The organism is Wohlfahrtiimonas chitiniclastica DSM 18708, from assembly GCF_000375345.1.
GTDB lineage: Bacteria > Pseudomonadota > Gammaproteobacteria > Cardiobacteriales > Wohlfahrtiimonadaceae > Wohlfahrtiimonas > Wohlfahrtiimonas chitiniclastica.
Genome location: NZ_AQXD01000001.1, coordinates 666637 through 684043, shown reverse-complemented (window position 1 = coordinate 684043; position 17407 = coordinate 666637). Strand labels below are relative to the sequence as shown.

22 protein-coding genes are annotated in these 17407 nt (G+C 43.5%); 10 read left to right on the top strand and 12 right to left on the bottom strand.

Features of this window, described 5'->3' with window-relative positions; translation table 11 throughout:
• The first annotated feature begins 53 nt into the window (after window positions 1-53).
• Genes hemH through B143_RS0103210 form a run of 3 tightly spaced genes read left to right on the top strand, consistent with a single transcriptional unit; the run spans window position 54 to window position 2733 of the window.
• Entirely contained in the window at window positions 54-1016 is a 963-nt protein-coding gene (gene hemH / locus B143_RS0103220; protein WP_018122181.1) for a ferrochelatase, read from the top strand.
• A gap of 23 nt (window positions 1017-1039) precedes the next feature.
• The gene (locus tag B143_RS0103215; protein WP_018122180.1) at window positions 1040-1936 is read left to right on the top strand and encodes a diaminopimelate dehydrogenase; all 897 of its coding nucleotides are present in this window, start codon (window positions 1040-1042) and stop codon (window positions 1934-1936) included.
• Window positions 1936-2733, top strand: coding sequence for a penicillin-insensitive murein endopeptidase (locus tag B143_RS0103210; RefSeq protein WP_018122179.1), 798 nt, complete (start codon window positions 1936-1938; stop codon window positions 2731-2733). The genes B143_RS0103215 and B143_RS0103210 overlap by 1 nt, the downstream gene beginning before the upstream one ends.
• On the opposite strand, the gene eda is transcribed toward B143_RS0103210, so the two are convergent.
• The gene (gene eda, locus B143_RS0103205; RefSeq protein ID WP_018122178.1) at window positions 2719-3363 is read right to left on the bottom strand and encodes a bifunctional 4-hydroxy-2-oxoglutarate aldolase/2-dehydro-3-deoxy-phosphogluconate aldolase; all 645 of its coding nucleotides are present in this window, start codon (window positions 3361-3363) and stop codon (window positions 2719-2721) included. The genes B143_RS0103210 and eda overlap by 15 nt on opposite strands.
• Window positions 3364-3756: 393 nt before the next feature.
• On the opposite strand from eda, the gene kdsB reads away from it, so the two are divergent.
• From kdsB to rplI, 5 genes are all read left to right on the top strand, one after another.
• On the top strand, window positions 3757-4527 hold the full coding sequence (gene kdsB, locus B143_RS0103200; protein WP_018122177.1) for a 3-deoxy-manno-octulosonate cytidylyltransferase: 771 nt from the start codon (window positions 3757-3759) through the stop codon (window positions 4525-4527).
• 1 nt (window position 4528) lies between these two features.
• Entirely contained in the window at window positions 4529-5368 is an 840-nt protein-coding gene (asd, locus tag B143_RS0103195; RefSeq protein ID WP_018122176.1) for an archaetidylserine decarboxylase, read from the top strand.
• A gap of 97 nt (window positions 5369-5465) precedes the next feature.
• Window positions 5466-5828 carry a 30S ribosomal protein S6 gene (gene rpsF, locus B143_RS0103190; RefSeq protein WP_008314572.1) on the top strand — a complete coding sequence of 121 codons (363 nt, stop codon included), beginning with the start codon at window positions 5466-5468 and terminating at the stop codon, window positions 5826-5828.
• Between the two features lie 28 nt (window positions 5829-5856).
• Window positions 5857-6081, top strand: coding sequence for a 30S ribosomal protein S18 (gene rpsR / locus B143_RS0103185; protein WP_008314575.1), 225 nt, complete (start codon window positions 5857-5859; stop codon window positions 6079-6081).
• A 15-nt stretch (window positions 6082-6096) separates the two neighbouring features.
• Window positions 6097-6543: a 50S ribosomal protein L9 gene (gene rplI / locus B143_RS0103180; RefSeq protein WP_008314578.1), complete on the top strand. Its 447-nt coding sequence runs from the start codon at window positions 6097-6099 to the stop codon at window positions 6541-6543.
• Between the two features lie 53 nt (window positions 6544-6596).
• Here the strand turns inward: rplI and pnuC are convergent, their stop codons facing one another.
• The 4 genes from pnuC to B143_RS0103160 all read right to left on the bottom strand — a co-directional run bounded on the left by pnuC (window position 6597) and on the right by B143_RS0103160 (window position 9737).
• On the bottom strand, window positions 6597-7283 hold the full coding sequence (pnuC, locus tag B143_RS0103175; protein ID WP_018122175.1) for a nicotinamide riboside transporter PnuC: 687 nt from the start codon (window positions 7281-7283) through the stop codon (window positions 6597-6599).
• Between the two features lie 9 nt (window positions 7284-7292).
• A complete protein-coding gene (gene nadR / locus B143_RS0103170) occupies window positions 7293-8525 on the bottom strand; it encodes a multifunctional transcriptional regulator/nicotinamide-nucleotide adenylyltransferase/ribosylnicotinamide kinase NadR (RefSeq protein WP_018122174.1) in 1233 nt (410 codons plus the stop codon).
• 61 nt (window positions 8526-8586) lie between these two features.
• The gene (locus B143_RS0103165; protein WP_008314586.1) at window positions 8587-9012 is read right to left on the bottom strand and encodes an Rrf2 family transcriptional regulator; all 426 of its coding nucleotides are present in this window, start codon (window positions 9010-9012) and stop codon (window positions 8587-8589) included.
• Window positions 9013-9086: 74 nt separating this feature from the next.
• Window positions 9087-9737 (bottom strand): ZapG family protein, encoded by a 651-nt coding sequence (locus tag B143_RS0103160; RefSeq protein WP_018122173.1) that lies wholly within the window; start codon window positions 9735-9737, stop codon window positions 9087-9089.
• Window positions 9738-9919: 182 nt separating this feature from the next.
• Here B143_RS0103160 and trkA point away from each other — a divergent pair, with 182 nt between their 5' ends.
• On the top strand, window positions 9920-11308 hold the full coding sequence (gene trkA / locus B143_RS0103155) for a Trk system potassium transporter TrkA (RefSeq protein ID WP_018122172.1): 1389 nt from the start codon (window positions 9920-9922) through the stop codon (window positions 11306-11308).
• Between the two features lie 17 nt (window positions 11309-11325).
• On the top strand, window positions 11326-12540 hold the full coding sequence (locus B143_RS0103150) for an argininosuccinate synthase (RefSeq protein ID WP_008314590.1): 1215 nt from the start codon (window positions 11326-11328) through the stop codon (window positions 12538-12540).
• A 58-nt stretch (window positions 12541-12598) separates the two neighbouring features.
• Here the strand turns inward: B143_RS0103150 and cysE are convergent, their stop codons facing one another.
• From cysE to B143_RS0103115, 7 genes are all read right to left on the bottom strand, one after another.
• Complete coding sequence (gene cysE, locus B143_RS0103145) at window positions 12599-13369, bottom strand: serine O-acetyltransferase (RefSeq protein ID WP_018122171.1); 771 nt, start codon at window positions 13367-13369, stop codon at window positions 12599-12601.
• Window positions 13370-13371: 2 nt separating this feature from the next.
• Window positions 13372-14136 carry an RNA methyltransferase gene (locus tag B143_RS0103140; protein ID WP_018122170.1) on the bottom strand — a complete coding sequence of 255 codons (765 nt, stop codon included), beginning with the start codon at window positions 14134-14136 and terminating at the stop codon, window positions 13372-13374.
• Window positions 14137-14148: 12 nt separating this feature from the next.
• Window positions 14149-14535 (bottom strand): fluoride efflux transporter CrcB, encoded by a 387-nt coding sequence (gene crcB, locus B143_RS0103135; RefSeq protein WP_018122169.1) that lies wholly within the window; start codon window positions 14533-14535, stop codon window positions 14149-14151.
• Window positions 14536-14602: 67 nt separating this feature from the next.
• Window positions 14603-15274, bottom strand: coding sequence for an ATP-binding cassette domain-containing protein (locus B143_RS0103130; RefSeq protein WP_018122168.1), 672 nt, complete (start codon window positions 15272-15274; stop codon window positions 14603-14605).
• A gap of 7 nt (window positions 15275-15281) precedes the next feature.
• Window positions 15282-15950, bottom strand: coding sequence for a molybdate ABC transporter permease subunit (modB, locus tag B143_RS0103125; protein WP_018122167.1), 669 nt, complete (start codon window positions 15948-15950; stop codon window positions 15282-15284).
• Entirely contained in the window at window positions 15947-16690 is a 744-nt protein-coding gene (modA, locus tag B143_RS0103120) for a molybdate ABC transporter substrate-binding protein (RefSeq protein WP_018122166.1), read from the bottom strand. The genes modB and modA overlap by 4 nt, the downstream gene beginning before the upstream one ends.
• A gap of 80 nt (window positions 16691-16770) precedes the next feature.
• Complete coding sequence (locus B143_RS0103115) at window positions 16771-17394, bottom strand: thiamine diphosphokinase (RefSeq protein ID WP_018122165.1); 624 nt, start codon at window positions 17392-17394, stop codon at window positions 16771-16773.
• Between the last annotated feature and the right edge of the window lie 13 nt (window positions 17395-17407).

The window sequence follows — 17407 nt, the reverse complement described above, 5'->3', positions numbered from 1 at the left end:
CAGCAGAATTCATGCATAATGGTGCACTTTATTGATTAGATAGGAACCAAGACATGGAAGGCCGTAAAATAGGTGTTTTGCTGGTGAATCTTGGCACACCGAAATCACCGACAGCAAAAGATGTTCGTCCATATTTGCGCGAATTTTTAAGTGATCCGCGCGTGATTGAAGTGCCTAAATTTATTTGGTTCTTCATTTTAAACGGTTTTATTTTGACCACGCGCCCAAAGGATTCGGCAGAAAAATATGCCACCGTTTGGACGGATCGGGGTTCACCGCTTTTATACATCACACAAGATCAAGCCACAGCCCTTGAAAAAGTCTTACCAGAGAATTATGACGTTGTCGTGGCGATGCGTTATGGTGAGCCATCGATCGAGCAGGGCTTAGATCAATTGATTGCTAAAAAAGTCGATAAAATCATCATTTTGCCGCTTTATCCGCAGTATTGTGCGGCGACAACGGCCACTGTGTTTGATGCGGTTGCCGATACCTTAAAAGCGCGCCGTTATTTCCCAGAAATTCAGATGCTCAGCGATTATTATGATCATCCTGTGTACATCGATGCGTGCCGCGCAAAAATTGAGGAAGGCTTAGGCGATACAGCGATTGATGAGCTTGTGTTATCCTATCACGGTATGCCAAAATCAACCTATGAGAAAGGTGATCCCTATTATGATCAATGTATGGCCACCACAAAACTCATTGAAAAGGCGTTGAATCGTCCTGACTTAAAAATCACCACGGTGTTTCAATCAAAATTTGGTAATGTGGAATGGTTAAAGCCCTATTCCTTTGAATATTTGCCAAGTTTGCCGGCTCAAGGCGTGAAAAGAGTTGCCGTGTTTTGCCCAGGCTTCAGTGCGGACTGCCTAGAAACCATTGAAGAAATGGGCGTTGAAAACAGAGACTACTTTATGGAGAAAGGGGGTGAATATTATCAGTTCATTCCATGCCTCAATACAGAAGCTCTGCACATTGAGATGATGAAGCAATTGATTGTGGATTCTCATTAATCTTCCATCAGGAGTAAACATAGATGAAAAAAATTAATGCTATTGTTGTAGGTTCCGGTAACGTGGGTTTAAAAGTTATCGATGTCTTATTACAAACGAAAGATTTTAATTTAGTGGGCGCCATTCGCCGTAGCGGTGAGCCAATTGCCCAATACCCAAATGTTGTGGTGAAAACATCTGTGGATCAGTTCAGTGAGAAGATTGATGTGGCATTTTTAGCCATTCCAACGCGCCAAGTGCCAACACAAGCGAAAGCCTATTTAGCCAAAGGCATTCATACGGTCGATAGCTATGACATTCATTCGAGCATTTTAGACGTGCGCAATGAACTGAATGAAGTGGCGCGTGCAAATAATGCTGTGGCCATCGTTTCTTCTGGCTGGGATCCTGGTACAGATTCCATCGTGCGTGCCATGTTGATGGCAATGGCGCCAAATGGCATGACATACACCAACTTTGGTCCAGGCATGAGCATGGGGCACACGGTTGCAGTCAAAGCCATTGAAGGCGTGAAAGATGCCTTATCCATGACCATGCCAACGGGCGCAGGCGTACATCGCCGCATGGTTTATGTGGAATTATCAGAAGGTGCAACCCCTGAAATCGTTGAAAATCTTATCAAAACGGATCCTTATTTCATTCATGATGAAACACATGTTAAATTTGTGGATGATGTGAATTTGTTAAAAGATGTGGGTCACGGCGTGGAATTGACGCGTAAAGGTGCATCAGGGACATCTGGCAATCAGAACTTTATGTTCAAAATGTCCATCGACAATCCTGCATTGACGGCACAAGTGATGGTTTCAAGTGGTCGTGCTGCCATGCGTCAAGAGAAAGGCGCATACACTTTGATTGAAATTCCAATGGTGGATTTCTTAGAAGGTGAGCGCGAAGATTGGATTAAGGCGCTCGTATAATGAAAGCGTGGATGGCGGTGGGTTTATTGTCGCTCTCATTATGGGGGCAAGGATATGCCAATGACACCGTCATTCACGGCAGTTACGCCAACGGCTGCTTTGCCGGTGGCGTCACCATTCCCATTCGCGGCATCGGTTATGAGCAAGTGCGCCCAAGTCGCGCGCGCAATTATGGCGATGCCGCTTTATTGTCTTTGATTGAACATTTAGGGCAGTTTGCCAAAACACAACAAACCACGGTGATTTTAGGCGACATGTCACAAGCCCATGGCGGTCGCATGCCGTATGGTCATGCAAGTCATCAAATTGGACTTGATGTGGACATTTGGTTTGAGCGCGTTGGTGTAGCAGGCTTAAAACCGAATGAAAAAGAGTCCTTAGACACCCCTTCTGTGGTCAATGCCAAAACTGGGCAAGTGGTCAATTGGCAGCCTTATTATCGTGATTTATTGCATCAAGCGGCATTGTATCCACAAACGGAACGCATTTTTGTCAATCCTGTGATCAAAGCCCATTTGTGCGCTACAGAAAAAGATCCCTCGTGGCTGTATAAAATTCGCCCTTGGTTTGGGCACGATTCTCATTTTCATGTGCGTTTAAAATGCCCAAAAAATCAACCCCATTGTGTGCCGCAAGCTCCCGTTGCCAAAACATCAGGCTGTGATGCGGATTTAAACAATTGGATCAAAGATCAGCAAGACATTGCCCTTGGCCGTAAAAAACCGAGTGGCAATAAAAAAGCACCGCAGAAACCTGCGATGCCTAAAGCTTGTGAAACAATTTTATTGAACCGTTGATTTAGCCAATAACTCTTTAACTAGACGCACGCGGCGTGCAATCTCTGTCCAATTGCCTTCATTGATCAAACGTTTTTCCACCATCCAGCTCATGCCGCAGGCAATCACGCGGTGAATGGCTAAATAATCTCTAAAGTTACTGTCATTGATGCCGCCCGTTGGAATCAACTGAATCTCTTGATAAGGCGCTAAAATCGCTTTAATCATCTCAATGCCGCCGGATGCTTCCGCAGGGAAGAACTTCATAGTCGTCACACCATAATTGAGCGCCATTTCAATCGCCGTTGGGCTATTGACGCCGGGGACAATCATCACGCCTAAATCTTGCGCCGTTTGAATGGTGCGTGGATTACAGCCTGGGCTCACTAAAAAGTCAGCATCCGATGTGTAGGCCAATTTTGCTTGCTCAGGATTGATGATGGTGCCCGCAGCGACTGTTAAATCAGGGTAATGGTCTTTGATGGCCTTTAAAATGTCTGAGGCATTTTTTGAGAGAAAGGTCACTTCAAGGATGGGTAACGCCTCTTTGATTAAAATGTCAGCAAGTTTTAAGCCATCTGAGATGCTGTCAATGACAGCCACAGGAATGACAGAGTTGTTTGGTAAAAGATCAGAGCGTTTTTTCATCATATTTCATCTCTTATTATGGGTTCGGTGAAACTTTCGATGTGTCATCGAAAGGGTATTTTTAATTGGGGATATTGTCCACATAAACTGTGGATAAACCTGTGGATAACTTTAATTTATGGCCCGCAGGGCGCATGGTTGAATCAGGTCAAGTATTTGTCTATAAAATGATCAAAACGAGAAATTTTGGGGTGTTTCTATGTTGACAGTCGTTTTGTGTGGGTCGCTTGACTTCCATATATTGTGTATGATTTCTAGCCTATAGAGCATTTAGAAATAAGTCAATAGGGTTTTTGTATAAATAGTATGCGAATTATAGGCGGATGCGTGAGGGGTTTTTTTTAAAGGCACCTCTGCTAGAATAGGCGCTTTATTGTCCTTAATTAGGTTGATGTTATGAATGATTTTGTCATTGTGATTCCGGCGCGTTTAAAGTCCACGCGTTTGCCGAATAAAATGATGTTACTGATTGGTGAGCAACCCGTGATTGAGCACACATGGCGCCAAGCGATGTCTGTGAAGGCTAAAAAAGTGATTGTGGCGACAGATGATCCCACGATTTATGATCACATGCGCAGCATCGGAGCGGAAGTTGTGATGACATCGAGTGATCATCCAACGGGAACGGATCGCTTAGCAGAAGTGGCGAACATCTGCGGTTTTCAAGATGAAGAAATCATTGTGAACTGGCAAGGGGATGAACCCTTTTTACCGTATGAATACATTCAAAAGGTGGCCACGAAATTGGCTTGTCATGAAAATGCTGCCATGAGTACATTGGCCACATCGATTGCCACTTGGGAAGACTTTTTAAACCCGAATGTGGTGAAAGTGGTGCACAATCATGTGGATGGTGCATTGTATTTTTCCCGTGCGCCCATTCCATATCCAAGAGGCGTTGAGCAAGGTGAAGGCGCATTGCCAGATGATTTAACGCCAGAGCGCCACATTGGCGTGTATGCATATCGTGCTTTTTTCTTAAAAGCGTATCCAAAATTACAGCCATCTCACTTAGAACAAGCCGAATCACTTGAGCAATTACGCGCATTATCCAATGGCTATCAAATTGTGGTGGAAAAAATGAACACGGTGCCACCTGTTGGCATTGATACAGAGGCAGAGCTTACCGCCGCGCGCGCATGGTATGTCAAAGAGAAGGGGCAATAAAATGTCGATCCAATATTTTTTACCACAACGATTGAGCTCATGGTGCATGCGTAAATTGACGCGCATTCGCACCCCTTGGTTTAAAAATCTGTTCATTAAAGTGTTCTCAAAGCTCTATGACATCAACTGGCAAGAGAGCGCCGTGAAAAAACCTGAAGAGTTTAAAACGTTTAATGAATTTTTCACGCGTTCATTAGAAAAAGGCGCACGCCCAATTGCAGATGCACCTTTAGTGTCACCTGCTGATGGTAAAATTGCCGCCTGTGGCAACTTAGAGGATACCCAATTCATTCGTGCCAAAGGGCATGATTTTACGGTGGAAAGCTTAATTGCTGATCCTGAGTTGGCACAAACTTTTAAAAATGGCAGCTTTGCGACGGTGTATTTATCTCCAAGGGATTATCACCGCGTGCACATGCCAGCTGCGGGCACGTTGCTGCGCACCATTCACATTCCGGGCAAGCTTTACAGTGTGTCATTGAAAACAGCCGGACAAATTCCCACATTGTTTGCAGAAAATGAGCGTTATGTCTCTGTGTTTGATACGGAATATGGCAAGATGATTGTCATTTTAGTGGGTGCGATCAATGTTTCAAGCATGGAAACCGTTTGGGCAGGGGAGATCACACCGCCTTATGGCAAAGTGTTGGCATATCAAAATTATGAAAATGGCATCACCTTAGAAAAAGGTGCAGAAATGGGGCGCTTTAACATGGGCTCGACGGCGATTGTGCTCCTTGAAAAGAATGATCGCGTTGCCTTAAATCCTGAGTTAAAAGAGGCAGCGCCTGTGCAAATGGGCGGGGCACTTTATAATCTTTGCAATTTGTCTCAAGATTGATTATAATTCAGCGCTTGTATTTTTAACAAAATACATTCCTTGTCTTACAGGTATCCTGAAGACTTTATTGTTAATAAATCCATAAGGAATTATGAATATGCGTCATTATGAAGTTGTATTCCTTGTTCATCCAGATCAAAGCGAACAAGTACCAGCGATGATTGAACGTTATCGTTCAGTTGTAACGAACGAAGGTGGCCAAATCCACCGTTTAGAAGATTGGGGTCGTCGTCAATTGGCTTACCCAATTCAAAAATTACACAAAGCTCATTATGTGTTAATGAACATTGAATGTAACGAATTGGCTCTTGAAGAATTACAAGGCATTTTCCGTTTCAATGATGCGATTTTACGTCACATGGTTATTCAAAAAGAAGAAGCTGTGACTGAGCCATCTGTATTAGTTAAGCCTCAGCGCGAAGACCGTTCTAATGAAGAGTCTGCTGAAGCGGGTGAATAATCTCATCATTCAATAAAGGAATTTAAATATGTCACGTTATTTTCGTCGTAAAAGATTCTGCCGTTTCACAGCAGAAAACGTAAAAGAAATTGATTATAAAGATATCAATACCTTAAAAAATTATATCACTGAAACTGGGAAAATCATCCCAAGTCGTGTTACTGGAACGCAAGCTCGTTATCAGCGTCAATTAGCAACTGCGATCAAACGCGCTCGCTACATTGCATTGCTTCCATATACTGATCAGCATTAATTTTAAGGAGCAATCATGCAAGTTATTTTATTAGAAAAAATCGGCAAGTTAGGTCAACTTGGTGATACTGTTGAAGTAAAATCTGGTTATGCTCGTAACTACTTATTACCATTAGGTAAAGCTACAGAAGCAACACCTGCGAATTTACAAAAATTAGAAGAGCGTCGTGCAGAATTAGAAGCAAAACAAGCGGCTATTTTGGCAGATGCAACTGAACGCGGCGAAAAATTAAGCGGCATCGTGATCACTATGTCTGTTAAAGCAGGAACAGAAGGCCGTTTATTCGGTGCTGTGACTAGCCAAGACATCGCTGAAGCGGTAACCAACGCTGGCGTTAAATTAGACAAACGCGAAGTTCGCATCGCTGACGGTTCTATCCGTAGCATCGGTGAACACGCTGTTGTATTAGCATTGCACCCAGATGTTGTTGTAGACATCCAAGTGAACGTAGTGGCTGAATAATTTCAACCCCTCAATGCATTAAAAAACCCGCTGATTGCGGGTTTTTTGTTGTCTTAGTGTTTGTGTGCAAAGGATCGCCATTCGATTAAACCATACACTGCATTGAACAGATAAATGCAATATTGTGCACCAATGACAGGATTAGGCTCAGGGCCAAAAAAGTTTAACCCCACCACAAACACATTCATGATGATCCAAAGGTACCAGTTAAAGTCATAACGCATCACCAGCAGCGTTTGTGCAGGTACCGCTAAACCAAAAATGATGCTATTGACGATGAGTTGCCCGAGGGTATTATCCACGCCCATCACTTTTGTGATCCAGATGCTCAAACCAAAAATGGCAAAAAAGGCAGAGATGACATAGAGCATTTGCATCCATGTTAGGCTACGCGTGATGACTTTATCATCTTGATCATGATGTTTGCGCCAATTGAAAATGCCATAGATGTGCGTGCTGAAGTTATACAGATGGGGCAATCCTGCGCCAATGTTACCGCCCAAAAAATTGCCCATGCTCTCACCAAAGGTGGCCAACAAGCCAAAATAGTTACCAAGCTGACTTCTGCGCGTAAATAAAATGACACAAATTAAGCCCGTGATCGCGCCAAAAAATGAGATGGCATAACGAAGATTGAGGGCTTTAAAAGGTTCTGTGTACAAAAATGCGCCAATCACCAAAATAAAACAGACAAACGGATAGGCCTTGTGCCGACCGATGGTTAAAATGAGCGAACGCATGTCTCCTCCTTACAGTGAGTTTTTCAATAATCCATCCACTAAATCAATGCATTGTAAATAGCGCTCATCGTATTGATCTGAGGTGATCTCGACATAGGGCACATTATTTTCCGCAAGTAATGACTTGAGTAAGCACTGAAACTCTTTGCGCACATGATTTGAGCCTAAATGGCGTAGGCCATCGGCCACCCAGGGCGTATTATTTTCCAATAAAATCACTAAATCAAAACGATAGGTGTCGATCATCGCTTGTACAAATGGATTCGATTTACCTTCATACTTCATACAAAAGGCTTGTGTGGTGATGAAGTCTGTATCAATAAAGGCGATCTTATTGGCATGTTTGACGGCAAAATCAATGTATTGCGCATGACCTAAGGCAATTTTGTCATAGTCCGAAAATTGTAAGGCACGTTCATCGCCGCCTAAATGTTTAAACACATATTCACGCCCATATTCCCATGCGCTTGTGGTGTTGAACATGTTGGCCAATTTATTGACCATCGTGCTTTTACCACTTGATTCACCGCCTAAAATGGCAATGGTTTTGACAAAAAATGGGCGCACTTCTGTGGGGATGTATTCCCAATGATGTAGGGGCGAGCGACGAATGTCTTCGCTGCAAATGTTCATAAAGGTGCGTTCAGGATCAATGATTTTAGTGGGCAACCCTAAATGTTTTTGGTAAAAATCCACATCACGGGTTTCACTGCTATAGATGACATTTGGGTCAATATTGTGGGATTGCAAAAACTCATCGACTTTATGTGCCCATTTAATTTGATCATCCATGGATTGAGTGAGGTTTTCTTCATCAATGTAATGGATGTGAATATTTTTTTGGTACTTAAAGGTTTGCAGTAACCAGCGCAAGCGATCTTTTAAAGAGGGTTGGCGACTCATGGCACTGTCTTTAAAGGTCTGTAAATCGCGCGCTTCGTTGTAGCGTAAAATGATGTGCAGTTCATCTAATTGACTGATGGCGCGCTGAATGAGGTAAACATGCCCTGTGTGCAATGGGTAAAATGCCCCAAAGATTAAACCCACAGTTTTGTCTTCTGTTTGTGGGTTAATGTTGAGGTATTGATACAGGGCATTGAGCTTTGTGGCGCTTGGGTTTTGCACTTTATTATTGAGTAACTGGCTTAAATAACCCTTGGTCATGTCGCAGTGGTCTGCCACATTCTGTAAGGTTAAACCTTTATCTTTGATGACTTTTTTCACATAGGCCATATTGATCATAGCACTGTCTCCTTAAACAATTATTATTAATTATACATATTTTGTTTAATATATAAAACCTTTATTCGCCGCGCACCAAGCCAATGAGGGCAGGATTGCTGATGATGTCCGCTAAGCAGTAGCCATCGAGCACTTGTAAAAAGCTTTTGAGGGCATCTTGCATGATGCGTTTAATGCGACATTGTGGCGTCACTTGGCATTGATTGGTACTCGAAAAGCACTCAATGAGAGGGAAATCTTCAAAATCCCGCACCAACTGACCAAGGTTAATGTTCAGAGGATTCTGTCCTAATTTTAAGCCGCCTTGATTGCCGCGGATGCTGGTTAAATAACCCTGCTTATTGAGTTTGGCAATCACTTTAGTTAAGTGGCTTCGGGAGATGGTGTAGTAGTTGGCAATCTCACTGATGTTGACGAGTCGATCTGGGTAGCTCGCCACATAAATCATAGTTTTAAAGGCGTAATCCGTTTGTTGTGTGAGTTGCATGGTTGTGTTCAGTCAATGGGAAATAAAAAATGATCCAGTGCAATGCACTGGATCTTGTGGAGGTGATCAATGGGTTATTTGACCGCATCTTTCACTTTGTCTTTGGCATCGTGGGCCGTTTCAACCACCGCGTCTTTGGCATCAAAGATGTGCTCTTTTGCCGTCTGTGTGGCATCTTTTGCGGCATCTTTTACGTCAGAGGCTTTCTCTTTTGCCTGCTCGATGGTTTGTTCAGCATGGGCTTTGGCATCCTTTTGAGCGTCATCGATGGCAACTTGTGCTTGCTCGATCTTATCTTGTGCAGCTTTTTTCACATCTTCAGACTTTTCTTTAGCGGCAGCGACTTCTTCTTTGGCCGTTTCATGGGCATGCTCAACGGCATCTTTCACTTTGTTGCCCGCTTCTTTTGCTTTGTGGGAAATCTCATCAACTTTTGCGTCAGCATCAATCACAAGACCTTTAAATTTCTCTTTTAAGGTCGAGATCTCATTTTTGCTCATGTGTTGATATAAATCTTTTAAATCTGTGCCTAAACGGTGCAATAAATTTTCACTTTCTGTGAAATGTTCCGTTTGGGTTTTCAGTTTTTCTTTGACACCCTCAAGTTCGGCTTTGAGTTTATCAATCACTTCATTGTTTGCAGACACGCCAGAGCGGGCCACGAAATAGCCGATCACAACACCGGCAATGCCACCTAAAATGAAAAACATCACTTCTGCACCCATCGTTCACTCCTTATATCATTTAAATTATTAAAAAATATCCAGCAAATTCATTATACTATTCATTGATCATTCATTGTACTGAATTTTGCGCCATTTAGGGCTTATTTTAATTAGCTGTTGAAAACTCCCTATGAACTCCATACAATGATCTGCTTTGTTTTTATAATTGTTTGTGTCTTTCCATGAAAATACTGATTTTAGGTGCAGGACAGGTCGGTTCTAACGCTGCCAATATTCTTTCGCAAGAGGCGAAACATGAGGTGACGATTGTCGATGTTGACTCGAACATTTTAGCGAATCTACAAGAACGCTACGACATTCGCACAGTGGTGGGCAATGCCTCATTGCCACATGTGCTCGATGAGGCCGGTGCAAAAGAGGCGGACATTGTCATTGCCGTGACCTCAAGCGATGAAGTGAACATGATCGCATGCCAGTTGTCACACACACTGTTTGATGTGCGTTTAAAAATTGCGCGCATTCGTTCTCAATCTTACATTGAATATGCAGACATCTTTGGCCATGAATTAGAAAAAGCGTTCAACATTGACGTGATCATCAGCCCTGAGATTTTAGTGAAAGAACGTTTAAAAAACATTATCAATTTACCGGGTGCTCAGCAAGTGCTGCGCTTTGATCGTGGGCGTGTGTTGATTGTCGCGGCTCAAGCAGAAGAGGGCGGGCGCTTAGTGGGTTTACCGATTAAGGATTTGCCTTCCCATTTGCCTGACATTGATGTGCGCATCGTGGCGATTTTCCGTAAAGATGAGCCTTTAGAGATCACCGGAGAAAGCGTCATTGAAGTGGGGGATGAAGTTTATTATTTATGCCCACAAAAACATGCCCGTTTAGTGATGGCTGAGATTCGCCCTTCGACAAAAATTGCCAAAAAAGTGATGATCGCAGGCGGCGGAAACATTGGTTATCGTCTTGCGAGTGCATTAGAAGATGATCTACGCGTGAAAATCATCGAAATTGATAAAGCAAACGCCGCGCGCTTAACGTCCCATTTGAAAAATGCATTGGTGCTCAATGGTGATTGCACCGATGAAGCGTTACTGTACGATGAAAACATTGATCAGATCGATGTGTATTGCGCGGTGACGGAAGATGAGCAAACCAATATTTTATCGAGCATGCTCGCTAAACGCTTAGGGGCTAAACGCGTCATTACGTTAATCAATCGCAGTGCCTTTGTGGATTTGGTGGAAAATGAGTCAAATATTGACATCGCCTTCTCTCCGCAACAAGTGACTTTAGGTGTATTATTGACGTACATTCGTAAGGGTGATGTGATTCAGTTGTACTCACTTGGCACCGGTGATTTAGAAGCGTTTGAGATTGTGGCACACGGTACGCCAGACACCTCTCGCATCATTGGTAAAGTGGTTGAAGAGATCGATTGGCCCGATGGCATTACGCTTGCGGGCATCATTCGCAATCAGCAGGTGATCGTCTCCCATAAGAATTCCATCATTGAAGAAAATGACCACATGATCTTTTTCATTTCAAATAAGCAAAGCATTCCAGAGTTGGAATCGCTGTGCCAAATCAAAGGCAGTCATGACTAATACACAAGGAGAGTTTAATGAGTAAAGTGAACAAAGTTGTTCTCGCCTATTCAGGCGGTTTAGATACATCTGTAATCTTAAAATGGTTACAAGATGAGTATGATTGTGAAGTGGTCACCTTCACAGCAGATTTAGGTCAAGGCGAAGAAGTGGAACCTGCACGCGCAAAAGCTCAAGCTTTAGGCGTGAAAGAGATCTACATTGATGACTTGCGTGAAGAATTTGCCCGTGATTTCATCTTCCCAATGTTCCGCGCGAACACCATCTATGAAGGTGAATATTTATTAGGGACGTCCATTGCGCGTCCATTGATCGCTAAGCGTTTAATTGAGATCGCCAATGAAACCAATGCCGATGCCATCTCTCATGGTGCAACGGGTAAAGGGAACGACCAAGTGCGTTTTGAATTGGGCGCTTATGCATTAAAACCAGACGTGAAAGTGATTGCGCCTTGGCGCGAATGGGATTTGATGTCTCGTGAAAAATTGCTCGATTATGCAGAAAAAAATAACATTCAGATTGATCGTGGTGGTAAAAAATCTCCATACTCAATGGATGCAAACTTATTGCACATCTCTTATGAAGGTTTGGCATTAGAAAACCCATGGAATGAGCCAGAAGTTGACATGTGGCGCTGGACAGTTTCTCCTGAAGAAGCACCGAATGAACCCACTTACATCGAATTGACCTTTGAAAAAGGTGACGTTGTGGCGATTGATGGCGTTGAGAAATCACCGGCAACTGTGATGGCTGAATTGAACAAAATCGCAGGCGCGAACGGCATTGGCCGCGTGGACATCGTTGAAAACCGCTATGTGGGCATGAAAGCTCGTGGTTGCTATGAAACACCAGCAGGGACTGTGATTTTAAAAGCACACCGTGCGATTGAATCCATCACTTTAGATCGTGAAGCGGCGCACTTGAAAGATGAATTGATGCCTCGTTATGCATCTTTAATCTATAACGGTTACTGGTGGAGCCCTGAGCGTGAAATGTTACAAGCGGCGATTGATAAATCCCAAGAACATGTTTCTGGCGTTGTGCGCTTAAAACTCTACAAAGGCAATGTGATCGTTGTGGGTCGTAAATCTGAAGCGTCTTTATTTGATGAAAACATCGCAACATTTGAAGATGATGCCGGTGCATACGATCAAAAAGATGCGGCAGGTTTCATTAAATTAAATGCCCTTCGTTTACGTACGGCAGCAAAACGTGCGCATAAAAATAAATAATGTTGACGCATTGATTGAAAAAGGACTGCTTAGCAGTCCTTTTTTTATGGCTCAATGGTTATTGCGTAGAATCTTTAGGTGCTTGGTTTTGCGTAAAGGCTTCTAAATTCTCAAGTTCTTGATCATCTAATTTAGGCACTTGGGTGCAAATGTGGATGTCTTGGGCAGCGAGCTCTTTACAGATGTTTTTTAAACTTTGATCCAATGATTGAATGTGATCAAGGAGTAAATTAATCGCTGTGGCTTCAGGATCAGGCGTTACAGCATCAACACCATAAGCGGTAAAGAGTTTGCTTGCAATCTCCGTTGAAAGCGTATTTTGCTTCACAATGCGCGCAGGAATGCCAACAGCGGTGGTATTTTCTGGGATGGGTTTGGTCACCACAGAGTTAGAGCCCACTTTAGCATTGTCCCCAAGGGTAATGGGCCCCAAAATTTTAGCGCCTGCGCCAATGATCACATTATTGCCAAGGGTTGGATGGCGTTTACCTTCATTGAGGCTCGTGCCGCCTAATGTCACACCATGATAGAGGGTACAATCATTGCCAATCTCTGTGGTTTCACCAATCACAACACCCATGCCGTGATCAATGAAAAAGCGACGACCAATTTTCGCACCCGGATGAATCTCAATGCCCGTTAAAAAACGCGTCACAGTCGATAACCAACGTGCTAATAGCTTACAGTGATGATGCCATAAGAAATGGGAAATGCGATGCCCCCACACAGCCCATAAGCCGGGATAGGCAAGCAATACTTCTAAGGTATTGCGCGCGGCAGGATCTTTATAGTGAATGGTTTGAATGTCTTCTTTCATGTGTTTGAACATGTTTAGCCCTCAATTTTGCGGTTAATGGCGGTGAGAATGCCGCGCAATAAATGGATTTCAGGTTCAGTTAAATCGCGTTTTTGAAAGAGGTTACGCACTTTTTTCATGATGTTTTTCGGTTCATTGGGGTCTAAAAATTCAGTTTGGCACAAGACCTCTTCTAAATGTTGATAAAACCCTTCGCGCATCTCGCCATTCGCTAAAGGATCAAGGTCAAACTGCTCAGTGATCATCGGAATTTCTAACGCTGTTTTATGGGCCTTATGGAGCTCATAACACACCACTTGAATGGCTGAGGCAATGTTGAGTGAGTTGTAGCGATTTTCAGTGGGAATCGTCATCATGCGTTGGCAAAGTTCGATCTCTTCATTGGTGAGGCCTGTGCGTTCTGTGCCAAAGACAAAGGCAATCTGTTGATCATCCGCCACTTGAATGTCACGCACAGCTTCAATGGCAGCTTCTTCGACAGTGTAGAGTTTCGATGAAATGTAACGCGGGCGCGCTGTGGTGGCATAAGCCACATGGCAATCTTTTAAGGCTTCTTCTAATGTCGGCACAACGACGGCTTGCTCTAATACATCGACAGCGCCGCTGGCAAGTGCTGTGGCTTCTTGGCTTGGGAAGTGTTTAGGATCCACTAAAGTTAAATGGTATAAACCCATCACGCGCATTGCACGCGCTGCTGCGCCAATGTTGCCTGAGTGAGAGGTGCGCACCATAACAATGCGAATGCGATTTAAAAGGGTATCGGGAAAAGGTTTTTTCATGATGATTGCTTTTTAAGAGAGGGATTTGCCCACATAAAGTCCCACAAAGACGCAGCCTAAGCTTAAAATCAGGCTGCTCATGCTGTAAAGGAGGGCAGTGCCAAATTTACCGGCTTCAATGAGCTGCCAATTTTCGAGGGAGAATGTGGAAAAAGTGGTGTAGCCACCGCATAATCCTGTGATGAAGAAATATTTGAGTAAAGAGGATTGCGCTGTTTTAGCTGTGAGCATCGCCATCAATACACCAATCAACAATGCCCCTAAAAGATTGATGGAGAAAGTTGCCAGAGGAAAAGCATGTGGCCAAATCCGCACAATGGCAACACCGCTCAAATGCCGTAAAATCGCACCTAAACCGCCGCCAATGCCGATGAGTGTAATGATGATGAGTTGATTCATGCTCAAGCTAAAATGGTAATCAATGCGCTATTGTATGAGTTATGGGCGCACTTTAAAAGCATCCTGTTTAAGATGTTTTCAAAATCTGACCATTTTCAATCTCAATGACCGCATCGCCAAAGGCTTTGGCATCTTCTCGATCATGAGTGATGAGGATCATCGGAATCTGTAAATCTGCTTGAATGTCGCTGAGCTCTTTACGCATGATGCCACGCAAATTGGTGTCAAGGGCAGAGAATGGCTCATCTAACAAAATGGCCATCGGATTGACAATCAACGCGCGAGCAAGGGCAACGCGCTGCTTTTGTCCGCCTGAGATTTCATCGGGATATTGAAACTGAATGCCTTCTAAATGAAAGAGCTCAAGCCAATATTGGACTTCTGGCGGTACATGGTGTTTGCGGCCATTGAAAATGGATTGATGCAGTGCAAAGCTGATGTTTTGTGCCACATTTAAATGTGGAAATAGGGCATAACTCTGAAAGAGATAAGCAAGTTTGCGTTCTTGGGGTTTGAGGTTGATTTTGTTATCGGCATCAAACAAAACACGATCTTGCAACACGATTTTACCCGCATCTGGCGTAATGAGCCCTGCAATGGTTTTTAATAAAACGCTTTTCCCAGAACCCGATGCCCCAATGATCACTAAGCGTTCCGCCTCAGTTTGATACTCAACATCAAGCACAAAGGTGCGTTTATAGGCGGTTAATGTTTTATGGATGGATAGATTAATGTTCATAGCGCCCCTACAATCTTGGTTTGCGAGGGTTAAGGAACGTTGCCGTCATTAAAATACAGATACACACAATCGATGTGATGAGCACTAAATAGTTCGCGGTATCATAATCAAAGGAGTTATAGGCACGATAAATGGCGATTGAAAGGGTTTGCGTCTTTTGTGTGGCACCGGCCACCATTAAGGTTGCGCCAAATTCGCCGAGGGCGCGGGCAAACGCCAATAAAACACCTGAAAGCACACCGCGCCAAGCGAGCGGCAAAGTGATGCGAAAAAAGATGGCAATTTTAGAGACCCCAAGCATGCTTGCGGCTTGTTCATATTCGCGGTTGACATCTTCAAAAGCAGCGCGTGCAGGCTTTAAAATCAATGGGAATGCCACAATGGTTGCGGCGATCACGGCAGCTTGCCAAGTGAAGATTAAGCGAATGCCAAACGTTGAAGACAACCATTGGCCAAACATGCTTTTCTGGCCAATGACTGTTAAGAGGTAATAGCCGAGCACTGTCGGAGGTAAAACCATCGGTAGGGTAAGGATGGTGTCGAGTAGATTTTTACCCCAAAAGTTTGCCCGAGCTAGGAAATATCCAATTAAAATGCCTAATAGGGAGCCGATTAACGTGGCAAAACCTGCCACCTTAAGCGTTAGGATTAAAATTGGATAAATTGAATCGATCATTCAGGCTTCGTGAATCCGTAATCTTCTAAAATCTTTTGGCTGTCTGCATTAAAGATATAGTCATAGAAACGGTCGCTGCCTTTTTTGCTATCTGTGGTTAAAGCAATTGGGTAAGTGATCGGTTGTTCTGTGGGCACTGTGAAGGCAACGCGCACCTCTTTTTTGAGGACTGCAGCATCGGTGCCATACACAAAGCCTGTGTCTGTTTCATTTTGTGCCACATACGCAAGCGATTGGCGCACGCTTTCAGTTTCAATGAATTTAGGCTCAAGTGTTTGCCATAATTTAGCGGCTTCTAACACATTTTTAGTGTAACGGCCAACTGGCACGCTTGCAGGGTTTGCAAGGGCGATTTTCGTCACATCTGCTTTGGTTAAATCTTCTAAATTTTTAGGATCTAATTTGCTGTCTGTGCTGACAATCACCACCAATGTATTTTGGACAAAGGTTTTGCGAGTGTCGGCTTTCACCAATTTCTTCTCAATGGCTTTATCCATGGTCACTTGGTCAGCTGAGGCAAAGATGTCCACAGGTGCGCCATTTTCCATTTGTTGTAATAATGCACCAGAACCTGCAAAGTTGAGCATCACTTTATCTTCAGGGTGCGCTTTTTCGTAGTTTTTAGCGATGTCTGTAAAGGCATTTGTTAAGCTTGCAGCCGCTGACACCATGATTTCTTCAGCAGAGGCTAAAGTGAAGAATGAAGCGATTAACGTTGTGGCAATTAAATGTTTTTTCATGCGTATTACTCCACAGTTAGGAATCTAAACAGATCGTAATATACATTGTTATATATCGAAATTCAATTTCACAGCGGCAATTAAGAAAGAATGATCCATCCAATGCCATCGGTTTGTGTGTAATTGACCACAAAATCTGTGATTTGATTGCTAAGGGAGCGCCCAAAGCCTACGGGCAATGTGGCGTTCGTTAATGGCCATTTAACACCGCTTGTGGTCACTGATTGTAGTGTCGTGATGGGCACAATGCTCAAGCGCTGATAATGTTCTTGGGCAATCGCAAGCGTGCAAGCATGATTGAGGGAATAAAGCTTTGTGTGGCCATCTGTATGAATGAAATGGAGATCCTTATGCGCGCAGGGCAGCATAAATAAGCCCATTTGATGATCAAGCAATCCACCGATGCCGCCAATTAAAATGCACTCTGTGATGTTCAGCGATTCAGCTTTTGAAAGGGCAAGTTCTGTATCTAAATAATCTTTGTCCGTCGGATGTGTCTCTTTATTAAGATGCTGATAGATGGCTTGATCTTCGCTTTGGCAAGAGTCAAAATCGCCCACCCATAAATTTGGCGTAACATCGAGCGCTTTGACATGTTCAATGCCACCATCTACCGCGATGATGTAATCATTCTTATTCAAAGAGAGGTTCAATTGTGCGTAATTGACGGGGCCAGGGAGCAAAAGAATCAAACGAGTGTACATTTTGTGCCTTTAG

Bases quoted from the DNA above. Each gene is read 5' to 3' on its own strand.
- B143_RS0103215 (WP_018122180.1), top strand. From the start codon at position 1,040: ATGAAAAAAATTAATGCTATTGTTGTAGGTTCCGGTAACGTGGGTTTA.
- trkA (WP_018122172.1), top strand. From the start codon at position 9,920: ATGAAAATACTGATTTTAGGTGCAGGACAGGTCGGTTCTAACGCTGCC.
- modA (WP_018122166.1), bottom strand. From the start codon at position 16,690: ATGAAAAAACATTTAATTGCCACAACGTTAATCGCTTCATTCTTCACT.
- B143_RS0103140 (WP_018122170.1), bottom strand. From the start codon at position 14,136: ATGAAAAAACCTTTTCCCGATACCCTTTTAAATCGCATTCGCATTGTT.
- kdsB (WP_018122177.1), top strand. From the start codon at position 3,757: ATGAATGATTTTGTCATTGTGATTCCGGCGCGTTTAAAGTCCACGCGT.
- B143_RS0103150 (WP_008314590.1), top strand. From the start codon at position 11,326: ATGAGTAAAGTGAACAAAGTTGTTCTCGCCTATTCAGGCGGTTTAGAT.
- rpsR (WP_008314575.1), top strand. From the start codon at position 5,857: ATGTCACGTTATTTTCGTCGTAAAAGATTCTGCCGTTTCACAGCAGAA.
- nadR (WP_018122174.1), bottom strand. From the start codon at position 8,525: ATGATCAATATGGCCTATGTGAAAAAAGTCATCAAAGATAAAGGTTTA.
- B143_RS0103115 (WP_018122165.1), bottom strand. From the start codon at position 17,394: ATGTACACTCGTTTGATTCTTTTGCTCCCTGGCCCCGTCAATTACGCA.
- asd (WP_018122176.1), top strand. From the start codon at position 4,529: ATGTCGATCCAATATTTTTTACCACAACGATTGAGCTCATGGTGCATG.
- modB (WP_018122167.1), bottom strand. From the start codon at position 15,950: ATGATCGATTCAATTTATCCAATTTTAATCCTAACGCTTAAGGTGGCA.
- B143_RS0103165 (WP_008314586.1), bottom strand. From the start codon at position 9,012: ATGCAACTCACACAACAAACGGATTACGCCTTTAAAACTATGATTTAT.
- crcB (WP_018122169.1), bottom strand. From the start codon at position 14,535: ATGAATCAACTCATCATCATTACACTCATCGGCATTGGCGGCGGTTTA.
- cysE (WP_018122171.1), bottom strand. From the start codon at position 13,369: ATGTTCAAACACATGAAAGAAGACATTCAAACCATTCACTATAAAGAT.
- pnuC (WP_018122175.1), bottom strand. From the start codon at position 7,283: ATGCGTTCGCTCATTTTAACCATCGGTCGGCACAAGGCCTATCCGTTT.
- hemH (WP_018122181.1), top strand. From the start codon at position 54: ATGGAAGGCCGTAAAATAGGTGTTTTGCTGGTGAATCTTGGCACACCG.
- B143_RS0103210 (WP_018122179.1), top strand. From the start codon at position 1,936: ATGAAAGCGTGGATGGCGGTGGGTTTATTGTCGCTCTCATTATGGGGG.
- eda (WP_018122178.1), bottom strand. From the start codon at position 3,363: ATGATGAAAAAACGCTCTGATCTTTTACCAAACAACTCTGTCATTCCT.
- B143_RS0103160 (WP_018122173.1), bottom strand. From the start codon at position 9,737: ATGGGTGCAGAAGTGATGTTTTTCATTTTAGGTGGCATTGCCGGTGTT.
- rplI (WP_008314578.1), top strand. From the start codon at position 6,097: ATGCAAGTTATTTTATTAGAAAAAATCGGCAAGTTAGGTCAACTTGGT.
- rpsF (WP_008314572.1), top strand. From the start codon at position 5,466: ATGCGTCATTATGAAGTTGTATTCCTTGTTCATCCAGATCAAAGCGAA.
- B143_RS0103130 (WP_018122168.1), bottom strand. From the start codon at position 15,274: ATGAACATTAATCTATCCATCCATAAAACATTAACCGCCTATAAACGC.